At 60.0% G+C, this 13,096-nt stretch carries 12 protein-coding genes and 1 pseudogene; 5 read left to right on the top strand and 8 right to left on the bottom strand.

What is annotated here, in order from left to right; all coding sequences use genetic code 11:
• Positions 1–7: 7 nt before the first annotated feature.
• Entirely contained in the window at positions 8–1,411 is a 1,404-nt protein-coding gene (gene gltX / locus BAR1_RS09940; protein WP_118942876.1) for a glutamate--tRNA ligase, read from the bottom strand.
• 76 nt (positions 1,412–1,487) lie between these two features.
• On the opposite strand from gltX, the gene BAR1_RS18360 reads away from it, so the two are divergent.
• A complete protein-coding gene (locus tag BAR1_RS18360) occupies positions 1,488–1,736 on the top strand; it encodes a hypothetical protein (RefSeq protein ID WP_323368571.1) in 249 nt (82 codons plus the stop codon).
• Complete coding sequence (locus BAR1_RS09935) at positions 1,715–3,559, top strand: ComEC/Rec2 family competence protein (protein ID WP_323368570.1); 1,845 nt, start codon at positions 1,715–1,717, stop codon at positions 3,557–3,559. The genes BAR1_RS18360 and BAR1_RS09935 overlap by 22 nt, the downstream gene beginning before the upstream one ends.
• A 261-nt stretch (positions 3,560–3,820) precedes the next feature.
• Here the strand turns inward: BAR1_RS09935 and lexA are convergent, their stop codons facing one another.
• The gene (gene lexA / locus BAR1_RS09930; RefSeq protein ID WP_118942875.1) at positions 3,821–4,516 is read right to left on the bottom strand and encodes a transcriptional repressor LexA; all 696 of its coding nucleotides are present in this window, start codon (positions 4,514–4,516) and stop codon (positions 3,821–3,823) included.
• A gap of 163 nt (positions 4,517–4,679) precedes the next feature.
• Between lexA and BAR1_RS09925 the strand changes: the two genes are divergently transcribed.
• The gene (locus tag BAR1_RS09925) at positions 4,680–4,964 is read left to right on the top strand and encodes a DUF3817 domain-containing protein (RefSeq protein ID WP_118942874.1); all 285 of its coding nucleotides are present in this window, start codon (positions 4,680–4,682) and stop codon (positions 4,962–4,964) included.
• Here the strand turns inward: BAR1_RS09925 and BAR1_RS09920 are convergent.
• From BAR1_RS09920 to trpC, 5 genes are all read right to left on the bottom strand, one after another.
• On the bottom strand, positions 4,961–6,943 hold the full coding sequence (locus BAR1_RS09920; protein ID WP_228408530.1) for a tetratricopeptide repeat protein: 1,983 nt from the start codon (positions 6,941–6,943) through the stop codon (positions 4,961–4,963). The genes BAR1_RS09925 and BAR1_RS09920 overlap by 4 nt on opposite strands.
• A 63-nt stretch (positions 6,944–7,006) precedes the next feature.
• Positions 7,007–8,182, bottom strand: a complete 1,176-nt coding sequence (locus BAR1_RS09915; RefSeq protein ID WP_118942873.1) for a molybdopterin molybdotransferase MoeA — start codon at positions 8,180–8,182, stop codon at positions 7,007–7,009.
• Between the two features lie 30 nt (positions 8,183–8,212).
• Positions 8,213–8,872 carry a hypothetical protein gene (locus tag BAR1_RS09910; protein WP_118942872.1) on the bottom strand — a complete coding sequence of 220 codons (660 nt, stop codon included), beginning with the start codon at positions 8,870–8,872 and terminating at the stop codon, positions 8,213–8,215.
• 329 nt (positions 8,873–9,201) lie between these two features.
• A complete protein-coding gene (moaC, locus tag BAR1_RS09905; RefSeq protein ID WP_118942871.1) occupies positions 9,202–9,678 on the bottom strand; it encodes a cyclic pyranopterin monophosphate synthase MoaC in 477 nt (158 codons plus the stop codon).
• On the bottom strand, positions 9,679–10,485 hold the full coding sequence (trpC, locus tag BAR1_RS09900) for an indole-3-glycerol phosphate synthase TrpC (protein ID WP_118942870.1): 807 nt from the start codon (positions 10,483–10,485) through the stop codon (positions 9,679–9,681).
• Between trpC and BAR1_RS09895 the strand changes: the two are divergent.
• Together BAR1_RS09895 and BAR1_RS09885 are read left to right on the top strand one after the other, a co-directional pair.
• Positions 10,478–11,695, top strand: a pseudogene (locus BAR1_RS09895) (DUF2332 domain-containing protein). The gene trpC and the pseudogene BAR1_RS09895 sit on opposite strands and share 8 nt — an antisense overlap.
• Positions 11,696–11,699: 4 nt before the next feature.
• A complete protein-coding gene (locus BAR1_RS09885) occupies positions 11,700–12,131 on the top strand; it encodes a SecDF P1 head subdomain-containing protein (protein ID WP_118942868.1) in 432 nt (143 codons plus the stop codon).
• Between the two features lie 61 nt (positions 12,132–12,192).
• Here BAR1_RS09885 and BAR1_RS09880 read toward each other — a convergent pair whose 3' ends face one another.
• A complete protein-coding gene (locus BAR1_RS09880; RefSeq protein ID WP_118942867.1) occupies positions 12,193–13,095 on the bottom strand; it encodes a thermonuclease family protein in 903 nt (300 codons plus the stop codon).
• Position 13,096: the final 1 nt, after the last annotated feature.

The raw sequence follows: 13,096 nt of genomic DNA, 5'->3' as shown, positions 1-13,096 counted from the left end.
GAATGCCTTAGCCGGTTGCATCGTTCAGACGCGCGATGGTTTCCTCGCGCCCCAGAACCAGCATCATGTCAAAAACACTTGGCGTTGCGGTGCGTCCAGCCAGTGCAGCCCGCAAAGGTCCGGCAATCTTGCCAAATTTGGCGTCATTGGCCTCGGCAACCGCGGTTGCTACCTCTTCAAGGGCGTCTCGGGTCCAGCTAACATCTTGCAGCTTGGGCGTCAATTGTTTCAGTATACCACGGGATACATCGTCCAGCAGTTTTGCGGCCTTTTCGTCCGGTTCAATCGGTCGGGATGCTAGCGCAAATGCCGCTTTTTCAAGCAGTTGCGGGAAATTCTTGGCCCGTTCCTTCAGGCAATACATCGCCCGTGACATAACGTCATTTTGTGCGTCACTTAGCATTGGCTGATCCGTTGCGGCCAAAAACGCCGCCAGTTCACGCATCAGATGGCTATCCTCCATCGCCGCGATATGCTGGCCCGACAGATTATCCAGCTTTTTGAAATCGAACCGCGAGGGGGATTTGCCAATGCCCGACAGATCGAACCATTCGATCGCCTGTTCGGTGGTGAAAAATTCATCGTCCCCGTGGCTCCAGCCCAGCCGTGCCAGATAGTTGCGCATGGCAGCTGCCGGATATCCCATGGTCTGATATTCCTCGACCCCCAGCGCGCCGTGGCGTTTGGACAGTTTCTTGCCGTCCGGCCCGTGGATCAGTGGGATATGCGCCCAGACCGGCACATCCCAGCCCATCGCCTGATAGACCAGCGTCTGGCGTGCGGCATTGTTCAGGTGGTCATCGCCCCTGATTACATGGGTCACGCCCATATCATGATCATCCACAACCACCGCCAGCATATAGGTAGGCGTACCATCGGAACGTAAACAAATCATGTCGTCCAGCTGATCATTGCGGAATGTCACATCGCCCTGCACCTGATCACGGATCACGGTTTTGCCATCACGCGGCGCCTTCATGCGGATCACATAGGGCGCATCGGGGCGGTCGGCCGGATCAGCATCACGCCAGGGGCTGCGAAACAGGGTGGATTTGCCCTCGGCCCTGGCGGCCTCGCGAAAGGCGGCGATTTCGTCCTGCGTGGAAAAACATTTATAGGCATGGCCGCTGTCCAGCATTTGCCGTGCAACTTCGGCGTGGCGCTCGGCGCGTTCGAACTGGCTGACCACCTCGCCGTCATGGTCCAGCCCCAGCCATTCCATCCCGCGCAAAATGGCGGCTGTGGCGGCATCGGTGGAACGGGCGCGGTCGGTGTCCTCGATCCGCAGGCGGAACTGGCCGCCGTGGTGGCGGGCAAACAGCCAGTTGAACAGGGCCGTTCGCGCGCCCCCGATATGAAGATACCCTGTCGGGGAGGGGGCAAAACGGGTGACAACCGGTTGATCGGACATATGCGTTAACCTTTTGGAAACTATAAGGGGGATAGCGTTAAGGATGTATTAATCCTGTGCGGAGGCAAGGACAAGGGTGCCAGAGCTGTTACGGTTGTTCAACCCGCTGGAAATTCTGGCGCGGCAGCGGGGGTATTTGTTCCCCTGGGTGCCGGTGTGTCTGGCGTTTGGCATCGGCATCTACTTTGCCTTGCCGGTGGAACCGGCGGGCGGGGCCTATGCGGCGCTTGGCCTGTCTGTGTTGGCGATGCTGGCGGCGGCGCACTGGCTGGGCGAGGGGGACGGCCGGTATTCCTTGCGATCATGCTGGTGCTTGCCGGTGTGATGGTGGCGGGTCTGCGTGCGCATATGGTCAAAGCTCCGGTTTTGGGTTTTCGCTATTACGGGCCGGTGCAGGGGCGGATCGTGAAAATCGACCGCTCGATGTCGGACAAACTGCGCCTGACGCTGGACAAGGTGGTGCTGGAGCGCATGGACCCCGCCCGCACCCCCGCCAAGCTGCGCGTTGCCCTGCATGGCAAGGGGGATTTCATCGCTTATGAACCGGGCCAGACTGTGATTCTGACCGCCCATCTATCGCCCCCCAACGGGCCGGTGGAACCCGGCGGGTTCGATTTCCAGCGCAAGGCGTGGTTCGACGGGTTGGGTGCCGTGGGTTACACCCGCACGCCGGTGTTGTTGCTGGAAGGGGCCGAGGCGGGCAGGGCGGGCCTGTTCATCCACCGCCTGCGGATGCGTATATCTGCCGGTATCCAGACCATGCTGGGCGGCGATGTCGGCGCCTTTGCTGCAGCCATTATGACAGGCGACAGATCGGGCATGCGGCGGCAGGTGCTGGACGAATTGCGCGCCTCGAACCTTGCGCATTTGCTGGCGATTTCCGGCCTGCATATGGGGCTGCTGACCGCCTTTGTGTTTGGCGCGCTACGTTACGGGCTTGCCCTGATCCCTGTCATCAACCTGCGCTGGCCGGTCAAGAAAATCGCCGCCGGTCTGTCGCTGGTGGCCGCTGCGGCCTATCTGCTGCTGTCGGGTGGCAACATCGCCACCGAACGGGCCTTTATCATGGTGGCGGTGATGCTGGTAGCGGTGATGCTGGGCCGCCGCGCGCTGACCTTGCGAGCGGTGGCGCTGGCCGCCGTGATCGTGCTGATCCGCCGCCCCGAAGCCCTGACCGGCCCCGGTTTCCAGATGTCCTTTGCCGCCACCACCGCACTGGTCGCGGTGTTCGGGATGCTGCGGCATTGGGATGGCGCCTCAGTGCCCGCACCGCTGCGCCCGGTGCTGACGGTGATGTTGTCGTCGTTTGTGGCGGGCATGGCAACCGCCCCAGTGGCGGCTGCGCATTTCAACCAGATCGCCCATTACGGCTTGCTGGCCAATGTGCTGACCGTGCCGCTGATGGGGGTGCTGGTGATGCCGGCGGCGGTGCTGGCGGCGTTTCTGTATCCGTTGGGTCTGTCATGGATCGGGCTGGGGATGATGCGCTGGGGCATCCTGTGGATACTGGGTGTGGCCGAATGGGTCGCGGGGCTGGAGGGGGCGCTTTCGCATGTGCTCACCCCGATGCCCGTGGCCCTGCCGTTGATTGCGCTTGGCGGGTTGCTGCTGTTCCTGTGGCGCGGGCCAATGCGGTTTGCCGGAGTCGCGGTGATGTTGGCCGGGTTTTTCCTGTGGTCACAAACCCAGCGGCCAGTGTTGCTGATCTCGCAAAGTGGCGGGCTGGTCGGATTGGTCGGGGATCAGGGCCGCGCCCTTAGCAAACCGCGCGGAGACGGGTTTGCCGCCCGCAACTGGCTGGAAAACGATGGCGAAGGGGCTTTGCCGCAGATGCAGGCCTTTGACCGCGCAGGGTTCACCGGCGCAAAAGGCGCGCGCCGCTTTGTGATTGGCGGGCAGGCGGGGGTGCATCTGGTTGGCAAAGGCGCGGGCGAGCGGTTGGCGGCGGAATGTATTTCCGGCCGCTGGATCGTCACCACCGCGAAATATGACGGGCAAGGGGGCTGCCAGATGTTCGACGCCAATGCGTTGAAACAGACTGGGGCAGTTGCGGTTTATGCGGATGCAGAAGGTCCGCGTGTGGTCACAGCCAAAGGGATGGCTGGCGAACGGCTGTGGAATTCACCCACGCCGCGCCGAAAGGATTAGAGCGTAGACCTATAAACCCTGCGCCACTGGTTTGGCAGATTTTGTCTGTGAGGATAGCTTAACTAGTGCCGTAATCTGGTTGATTATCAGCGAGTTAAGTTATTCTCTCGGGGAAAATCCGCCAAATCCGAAGGACGGAATTGTCGCTTCATCTCAACGGCCCGGGCCGCTTGCAAATAGAACCACTATTTCCGGCGCGTCCCAAGCCGTTGATATTTCGCGATAATCCCGCCAGTGGTGCAGGGTTTATAGGTCTACGCCCTAATAGGTGCGGATCAACCCGACCAGACGCCCCTGCACCTTGACCTTGTCATCGGGCAACATGCGGGTTTCATAGGCCGGATTTGCGGCCTCGAGCGCAATCATATTGCCCTTGCGACGGTAGCGTTTCAACGTCGCCTCGTGCCCCTCGACCAGCGCCACCACAATATCGCCGTTGTCGGCGGCCGAGGTTTCGCGGATCACCACAACGTCACCATCGTTAATCCCCGCGTCAATCATCGAATCCCCTTTAACCTCGAGCGCATAGTGATGTGAATTCGCATCCACCATGCCGCCGGGCACAGATACATTGTGCGATACTTCGGAAATCGCCTCGATCGGGGTGCCGGCCGCGATCCGCCCCATCACGGGCAGTTCCACCGCATGGCCCAGTGCCACGGGCATCGCATTGCGGGGGGGATCCACCTTGTCACCCTCGATCACCTGCGGTTTGAACCCGCCGGCCAAACCTTTGTCCAGCGCATCGGGCAGTTTGATAATCTCGATCGCGCGTGCCCTGTGGGCCAGCCGCCGGATAAACCCGCGTTCCTCCAACGCTGTGATCAGCCGGTGAATGCCCGATTTCGAGCGCAGCGACAATGCGTCCTTCATTTCGTCAAACGAAGGCGGAACCCCGTCCCGCGTCACCCGCTTGTTGATAAAATCCAGCAGTTCCAGTTGCTTGCGTGTTAACATATCCACTCTCCCGAAGGCATCCGTATCACGCACAAAGAATGCGTGTTCCTCTACGTTCTATAGATGTTCCTGTTTTGTGTCAACCACACCCAAATTGCCGCATGTCCCCGCGGTACAGGGATTGCTAAAGCATTGGTCCCAGCAATCCGAGCGAGCAAACCCCATGACATCCCCCAACCTGAAATGGCTGAAAATCGCCGCCCTGTTCGAGGGCACATCCCTGATCACACTGGTATTCATCGCCGTGCCGTTCAAGCACTGGCTGGATATGCCCGTGCTGGTGAAAATCATCGGTCCCGTGCATGGCACGCTGTTTCTGGCGTTTATTGCCACGCTGTTCTGGCATTTCGGGAAGGGGCGGATCAGTGGCAAGCTGACGGGCATCGGTGCGGCGGCCTCGCTGATTCCCTTCGGCAGCTTTGTTTACAAGGCAAAACTGTTGCGCTAACCCGAAATGCCGCGTCGCTGCGCAATCTGCTGCAATTGCTCTTGCGCCATTTCCGCATAACGGGGGGCCGCGATGTTGAACACCTCTAACGCGGCCTGCATATGGGTTTCGGCCCTGTCCAGATGCGCCGGATCACCGGTTTTGTCAAAGAACGTCAAATGAACACTGCCAAGGTTGTTCTGTGTCATGGCCCAGTGCAGCGGCACCCTGTCCTGTGTCCGTTCTTGCAGGGCCAGTTCATAGGCATCCACGGCTTGCAGCAACCGCGCGGTGCCGCTTTCGCGTTGCCCGAGGGCTTTCAGCGCATTGCCAAGGTTGCCTTGTGTCATGGCCCAATCCAGCGGCACTCTATCCTGTGTCCACTCTTGCAGGGCCAATTCATAGGCGTCCACGGCTTGCCGCAACCGTGCGGTGTCGCTTTCGCGTTCCCCGAGGGCTAGCAGCGCATTGCCAAGGTTGTTCTGTGCCGTGGCCCATTGCAGCGGCACCCTGTCCTGTGTCCACTCTTGCAGGGCCAATTCAAAGGCGTCCACGGCTTGCAGCAACCGTGCGGTGCCGCTTTCGCGTTCCCCGAGGGCTAGCAGCGCATTGCCAAGGTTGTTCTGTGCCGTGGCCCAATCCAGCGGCACCCTGCCCTGTGTCCACTCTTGCAGAGCCAATTCATAGGCCTCCACGGCTTGCGGCAACCGCGCGGTGCCGCTTTCGCGTTCCCCAAGGGCTAGCAGCGCATTGCCAAGGTTGTTCTGTGTTGCGGCCCAGTCCAGCGGCACCCTGTCCTGTGTCAACTCTTGCAAAGCCAATTCAAAGGCGTCCACGGCTTGCAGCAACCGCGCGGTGCCGCTTTCGCGTTGCCCGAGGGTTGCGAGCGCAGTGCCAAGGTTGTTCTGCAAACACGCCCATAAATCGCCCTGGGCCTTGCAGTCCAGATCCTGCGCGCCCTTGTCCCAGATACGCGCCGCCAGTTCCAACCCGTTACCGGCAAAGCGCATCCCGTAGTCATGGAGCATTTTGCCATAGGCCTCGCGGCGGCGGCTTGGCTCGACCGGATCGACGCTGGCAAAACTGTCGGCGGCGGCGGTCAGAAGGGTGTAGGCCTGTTGCGTGCGCCCTTGCAGCAGGGCATTGGCGGCGCGGGCCTGTTTGGTGTTGGCGGCGATTTCGGTTTCCACCGTGTCCACACGGGCGAGCAGTTCCTCGACCGTTTGGAAATCCAGCCGTTCGGCGGCATCCTGTGCGGCCCCCTTCAGATTGGCAATCGACGCCACCCGGTCATCCAGCCCGTCAATCAGCGCACGGTAGCTGCGGTATTGCACGGCCTTATTTGTCAGCGCATCCAGCAATTCGGCATCCGGCAGTTGGTGCGGGGTCGGGATTTCAAACCGGCTGGCCAGCAGTTCCAGCGTGTCGCGGGGTAGGGTGGTCAGATGGTCCAGTTGTTGGGCGGTAACTTTGACCTGCTTTGCAATTTCATCCGTTGTCTCGCGGATATGTCGCAGATCACCCAGCGCCGTGGCCCAGATTTTCGGCGCCAGCGTTTTGATGAATTCTGTATTCCCCAGCAATTCGGTCAACGGTGGATGTAACCAGTTGCAAAATGCCTCGGCCATCTCGGCGCTGCGGTGTTCGGGGTCAACGTGGCGATCCAGCAGCATCCCTAAAATCAGGTCGGGGTCCAGTCCGCAACCGGTCAGATCATCCGCTGTCAGCCTGGCCCCGTCCAGCATTTGGGGCAGCAGTTTCTTGCCATCAGCGGGCATGTGGAATGTCGGCTTGTTCAGGCTTTTCTTCAGCGCTTTGGCAATCGGTTTGGTTAGCTCGGTTTCCGCATCCGGATTGCGTTTGAAAACCTCGGGCAGGCTGAGAGCGCCGGTGTTGGCCATGGTGGCGGCGCTAACCCCTGTCGGGTCCGCAACACAAGCCGCCGAGGCAACGATGATTTGCGCGGTATGGGCGATTCTCGTGGTTAAGTCTATGGTCATCAAATTCCCCTTACCGGAAGGGTAAAAGAGGAGCCTGCGAGATTCAATCAAAAGCTGCGGGGGTTAACCAAGCGGGATATAGTCAACCGTTTCACCCTTGCCGATTTCGGGCGCATCCACCGGCCGGATCAGCAGCGCGTTGGCGTCGGCCAGAACGGTCAGAAGGGCGCTGTCCTGTCGCTCGAACGGGGTGATTTGCCCGGCTTGCACCCGTGCCCGCATGTAATGTTCGCGGGGGCCGTTGGCGGGCATGTCGCAGGTCAGGGTCGCTTGCAAACGGGGGCGGGGTTCTGGCGGGAAACCCAGCATGGCGCGGATCGCGGGCAGCAGGTAGACATGGCCGCAAACCATTGAAGACACAGGGTTTCCCGGCAGGCCCAGCATCGGGATGCCCATCATTTTACCCGCCATCAGCGGCTTGCCCGGACGCATGGCGATTTTGTAAAAGGCGCGCTCCAGCCCCAGATCGCCGGCCACCTGCGCCACCAGATCGTGATCACCAACCGAGGCCCCACCGATTGTCACCACCATATCGGCCCCTTCGCACAGGGCAAAGGCCGCTTCCAGCGAGGCACGGTTGTCGCGGGCAATCGGCAGCATCCGCGCCTCGGCGCCGTGTTGTTCCACCAGCGCGGCCAGACCGAAATTGTTCGAGGCGATGATCTGGTCCGGCCCCGGATTTTCGCCGGGCATCACCAGTTCGTCACCGGTCGCCATCAGGGCGATGACGGGGCGGCGGGTGACGGTGACCTGATCGATGTTCATCGAGGCCAGCAGCGCGATGTCGGACGGGGTCAGCAGGCGCGGGGGGACGAGTTGATCGCCGGATTTGAAGTCGGCACCGGCCGGCCGGATATAGGGGTTTTCGTCCAGATTGCGGCGCAGGGTGATCAGGTCGCCGTTGCGGATCACGTCCTCTTGAATCACCACCCGCGTGGCCCCTTTGGGCAGGGGCGCGCCGGTGAAAATCCTTACCGTTTGGCCTGCCTTCACCTCGCCATCAAAACCGTGGCCCGCGGCAGATTCGCCGATCACCTTGAACATCGCGTCCGGCTCGACTTCAAGCCCGATCACGGCGTAACCGTCCATCGCCGAGGCGGCAAAGGGCGGCTGGTCCCGCCGTGCGGTGGCCGGTGCCGCAAGGGTGCGACCGCTGGCCTGACGCAAAGGCACGGTTTCGGAAGGGAGCGGGGAGACGAGGTTCAGGACTTCGGCAAGGGCTTGTTTGACGGTGATCATGTGGGGGTGTCCGGTTGGGTTATGGGTCTACTACTCACAAAGAGCATCGAACTTTCGTTTGAATGCTTCTTGTAAACCTGTATCTGATAGGAGTTCGATTTTGTATCTCCAAATGTAGGCTTCTAAATCCTGCTGGAAACGGTCGCGCTGAAGGAATTTTACGCCATTTTCTTCTTTGATAGTTTCAGATCTTTGTGAGTTGGCCGTAATGCGCCAATTCCCTGTTGTTCTGGCTTCGTGCAGGAGGCTGCAACGGACGTATGAGTAGAAATCCTCAGGTTTTACCTTTGTATCTACCTTTGTATCAAAATAAGATTTGAACGGTTCCTGTCCCGTTAGGAATCTGGTGAAGATTTTTTTGCTTGAAGATCCGTATTCATATTTGTTGTTTTCAGGTTCGTATTTACCGCCTCCATTCTTGAAATTGGCCCCATCCCTTGTTGTCTGCAAAAATTCGATCAAGGCACATTGCAGCGATACGATTGAAAAACCCTCTCCGGTGTTTTCTCCGTGGAATTGAAGCAGGTGAATTGGATTCAGATAGCGGGTTTTAAGTCGGGAATAGAAGAAATCATCAAAAGCGGTTTCCCAAAGATTAGGGTGATTAGATAGTTCAGCATTCAGCCTGTTCCAATCCGCAACAGTTCGCTTTCCCGCAATCTCCATTTCGTTGTTGTTGGTTGTCGTCATAAATATTCCCAAGGTTGATCTGTCTGGCAGGCAATATCTCGCAATCAAATTGATTTGAGAAATCCTAAGAATAATACAACAATAGCCAGAAGATATACCAGAGGCTTTCCCAAGCAGCAGAACGACTGGGGGCTATTCTGGTTAAGTGCCCATGCTTTCCACCCACCCGTCATTTTGCAAAAATGACAGCGCCCGACCGCCCCATGGCGGGCGCTATGCAACGGTCCGACTTGCAGAGAGGTTCTTCGTTGTTCGGAACATGGAAACCGGCGCAACCCGAAGTGCCATGCGCCCACCCGGTCAGGCGCTGTCATTTTCACAAAATGGCTCTATTCTGCCTCGAACCGCCCCGATTTGCCGCCTTCTTTCATCGTCAAACGTATTCCGCCGATTTCCATTGTCTTTTCAACCGCTTTCAGCATGTCGTAAACCGTCAGGCCGGCGACGGAAACCGCTGTCAGGGCCTCCATTTCGATGCCGGTCTGGCCGGTGGTTTTCACCGTGGCTTTGATAACCACGCCGGGCAGGTCCGGGTCCGGTGTCAGGTCCAGCGCGACCTTGGTGATCGGCAGGGGGTGGCACAGCGGGATCAGGTTGCTGGTTTGCTTGGCCCCCATGATGCCGGCCAGTCGGGCCACGCCCAGCACGTCGCCTTTTTTGGCGGAACCGTCTGTCATGATGGCATAGGTCTCGGGTGTCATTTTGACGTGGCCACGGGCGATGGCGGTGCGCGAAGTGACGGGTTTTTCCGAGACATCGACCATATGGGCATCGCCGCGGGCGTCAAAGTGGGTCAGGTCGGACATTTACATGCCTCCGGGCATTAAAGGATCAGCAAGCAGGGTGCGGGTGGCTTTGGCGACATCTTCCTGCCGCATCAGGCTTTCGCCGATCAGGAAGCAGCGCGCGCCGTATTGGGCCAGTTCGGACAGGTCTTCGGGCGTGGTCAGGCCGGATTCCGAGATGATGGTGCGGTCGGCCGGCACCAGTTTGGCCAGCGTTTTGGTGGTGTCCAGCGTGGTTTCGAAGGTTTTCAGGTTGCGGTTGTTGATGCCGATCAGCGGAGAGGTGAGGTTCGAGGCGCGTTGCAGCTCGTCCTCGTCATGGACCTCGATCAGCACGTCCATACCCCAGTCAAACGCGGCCTGTTCCAGCTCGGCGGCTTGGGCGTCTTGCAGCGTGGCCATGATCAGCAGGATGCAATCGGCCCCCAGCGCGCGGGATTCGACCACCTGATAGGGGTCATAGATGAAATCCTTGCGCAGGACCGGCAGGTCCACGGTGTCACGGGCGGCGGTCAGGAATTCGTCGGCGCCCTGAAAGCTGGGGGTGTCGGTCAGGACAGAGAGGCAGGTCGCGCCGCCGTCCTTATAGGCCTGCGCCAGTGCGGGCACATCGAAATCCTCGCGGATCAAGCCTTTGGAGGGGCTGGCCTTTTTGATTTCGGCGATCAGCCCGTAGCCGTCATGGGCGGCCTGCATCAGGGCTTTGGCAAAGCCGCGCGGATGTTCGGCGGCTTTGGCGCGGGATTCGAGATCGGCGAGCGGGGTGGCCTGTTGACGGCTGGCGATTTCTTCCAGCTTGTAGGCTTTGATTTTGTCCAGAATGTTCATGTCGGCGACAATAGCCTGCCTGCGGCGCGGGGACAATTGGCTTTTCGCCGGGCTGCGCCCGACGACCCGCGCGCCCCCTTTCGGGCGCGCGGATGCCTTCGGCGAAGGTATTTTGAGCAAGAAGAAGGAATGGGGTATGGTCGGGGAAAGGAGGTGCATGATGCAGAGTGAAGGCGAGATCAGGGCGACGTTTGCAAAGCAGGCGGAGTGGTGCGAGGTGTTGGGATCGCCGTTGACGGCGCGGTTGGTGGCGGGTCTGGGCGAGAGGCTGGACCACAGCACGGCCACAGGGCGGCGGGTGTTGCGCTGGAACGGGCAGGCGGATGCGCTGAAGGATGCGGTGGCGTTGCGGCTGGCCGGGGCGCTGAATGCGATGGTGATGCGGGGCAGGGTGCCGGGACTGGCGGCGTGCTATCCGCCAAACCCGTTGCCGGAGGGGGATGTTTTGGTGGCGGCGGCACTGGCGGCCATTCGGGAGGCGGACGAGGAGATTTGCGGTTGGCTGGAGTTTCCGCCGCAGACCAACGAGGTGGCGCGATCCGGTGTTTTGTATCCGGGGATGTGTATTATTGCGCAGGAAACTGGGCTGCCTTTGGCGCTGTATGAAGTGGGCGCAAGTGGCGGGTTAAATCTGTTTGCCGACCGTTTTGCCTATCAACTGGGGGCGGCGCAACTGGGGGATGGGCAATCGGGCGTGATATTGACGCCGGAGTGGAGCGGCGCGCCTGCACCATTGGCCGAGCCAGTGATTGTGCGGCGCAAGGGTTGTGATCGCAGCCCGCTGGATGTGTCAAAGCCTGAACATCGCGAACGCTTGCGGGCCTATATCTGGCCGGATCAGCCGTTAAGGGTCGAGCGGATCAATGCGGCGCTGGAGATTGCAAAGGCCACGCCGCCCGAGATGGCCGCAATGGATGCAGCGGGTTGGGTCGAGGCTGAAATAGACGAGGCTCCGGAAACGGGTGTGGTGCGGGTGCTGTTTCATTCCATCGCCTATCAGTATTTTCCCGAAGACGTAAAAACGCGGATCAACGCGCGGATGTAGGCGGCGGGGCGCCTGGCAACTGATGCGGCGCCTCTGGCGTGGCTGGCGTTCGAGCAGGTGAGCGATGCGGGGCCACAGCTGACCTTGCGCCTGTGGCCGGGGGGTAAGGAACAGGTGCTGGCCAAAGCGGGCGCGCATGTGCATAAGGTCGCGTGGAAAGGGTAATGGTATGGAATTGGTACGGGATAATGTAATTAACGAGGTTTTTCGCGCGATTGCGATGGTGTTCGCCTTGGTTCTGGGCAGTTGTGGAGAACCGACAACGACGGGTGTGCTGCCTGCTCCTATGTCAGGAAAAGGATTGCCTGCGGCATTTTCGGCGGGCGCGGATGTGTTCAAACCTGCACAGCAGGTGAAATTCCAGAACGGATTTGACGGGGCAGGCATGCCGATGGTGATATTGCAGTTCTCGCCCGAAGACCGGGTGACGCTGGGGGAATTTACCGGGCGGCATGTTGGCGAAGCCGTGGAACTGCGGGTTTGTGGCGAGGTGCTTTCCGCGCCGGTGGTTCAAGAGGCGATTACGGGTGGAAAACTTGTGTTGTCGGGGGATGACGTCTGGGGCAAGATGGCGGATTTTCTGGCAAACGGTTGCCCGTAACCCCTGCCGGAAAAGAGGTTTGAGGCCTCCGGCAGAGGTATTTGCGGAAAGAAGAAGGCTATTACACCCCGATCAATGCATCCGATGGCGTCAGGTTCAACTCGGCCACGGCGCGGCGCACGTCGTCTTGCCAGATAAAGATGCGGTTTTGGGGTGCGACAAGGCAATAGTCCTGCGGGGCATAGAGTGTGCCGGTTGACATATCGGCGCAATAGCGGTGGATCCAGCCGGCCCATTCGCCGCGATTTAGCTTGCTGCGCCCGTTCAGTTTCTTTTTCAGCGCGGCAAGGCGCTCGCAGCTGCGAAATTCATATCCGGTCAGCAGTTTGTCGTCGGCCCATGCGCCTTTGCCTTGGGTGACGGCCTCCTGTCCGGCCTCTTGCACCATGGGCAGATCCTTTTCGCCGGGGATCGAGGGGAACAGGATGATGGGTGCTGCCCAGCCGTTTTCGATCATCAGGAAATTGAAGGTGGCGCGCTCACGGCGGGTCATGCTGCGGCGTTCGGCGGCGGAATAGCTGGGGGCGACATAGGCCAGCAGGCGGCCGTATTGGTCGAACCGCTGATCCGCCACCCGCACGAACAGCGGGCGCACGGAACCGGTGGGGCGGCGCAGTTTGGTTTCCACCAGCCCTTCGTGGGCGGCGGTGGCCTGGGCGCCCTGTGCCAGATGGTTGGCCACGGCATCGCTGCGTTTCAGGCGGGGAACAAGATGGGCGGCAAGGTTGGCGTTTACCGGTGAACCGCCGGTTTCGATCCATGTGGCGACCTCCTGAAACATCGCCTGCAACTCGTCCTTGTTGCGGATCTTGCCGGTGGGGCGTTTTTCGGGGGTATCAATCGACAACATGCGCACATTCATGCGGATATTGGGGGTGTCGCCGTCGGAAATATCGACAAGACGTTTGTCGCGGATGCTGTCGAGTGTGATGCCGTCCGGAGTCCAGAATATTTTGAGGGGCATT

The sequence above is a fragment of the Profundibacter amoris genome, from assembly GCF_003544895.1.
Taxonomy (GTDB): Bacteria; Pseudomonadota; Alphaproteobacteria; order Rhodobacterales; family Rhodobacteraceae; genus Profundibacter; species Profundibacter amoris.
This window is presented reverse-complemented; position numbering and strand designations above follow the sequence as displayed.

Bases quoted from the DNA above. Each gene is read 5' to 3' on its own strand.
- gltX (WP_118942876.1), bottom strand. From the start codon at position 1,411: ATGTCCGATCAACCGGTTGTCACCCGTTTTGCCCCCTCCCCGACAGGG.
- BAR1_RS09935 (WP_323368570.1), top strand. From the start codon at position 1,715: ATGCTGGTGCTTGCCGGTGTGATGGTGGCGGGTCTGCGTGCGCATATG.
- lexA (WP_118942875.1), bottom strand. From the start codon at position 4,516: ATGTTAACACGCAAGCAACTGGAACTGCTGGATTTTATCAACAAGCGG.
- BAR1_RS09925 (WP_118942874.1), top strand. From the start codon at position 4,680: ATGACATCCCCCAACCTGAAATGGCTGAAAATCGCCGCCCTGTTCGAG.
- BAR1_RS09920 (WP_228408530.1), bottom strand. From the start codon at position 6,943: ATGACCATAGACTTAACCACGAGAATCGCCCATACCGCGCAAATCATC.
- BAR1_RS09915 (WP_118942873.1), bottom strand. From the start codon at position 8,182: ATGATCACCGTCAAACAAGCCCTTGCCGAAGTCCTGAACCTCGTCTCC.
- BAR1_RS09910 (WP_118942872.1), bottom strand. From the start codon at position 8,872: ATGACGACAACCAACAACAACGAAATGGAGATTGCGGGAAAGCGAACT.
- moaC (WP_118942871.1), bottom strand. From the start codon at position 9,678: ATGTCCGACCTGACCCACTTTGACGCCCGCGGCGATGCCCATATGGTC.
- trpC (WP_118942870.1), bottom strand. From the start codon at position 10,485: ATGAACATTCTGGACAAAATCAAAGCCTACAAGCTGGAAGAAATCGCC.
- BAR1_RS09885 (WP_118942868.1), top strand. From the start codon at position 11,700: ATGGAATTGGTACGGGATAATGTAATTAACGAGGTTTTTCGCGCGATT.
- BAR1_RS09880 (WP_118942867.1), bottom strand. From the start codon at position 13,095: ATGCCCCTCAAAATATTCTGGACTCCGGACGGCATCACACTCGACAGC.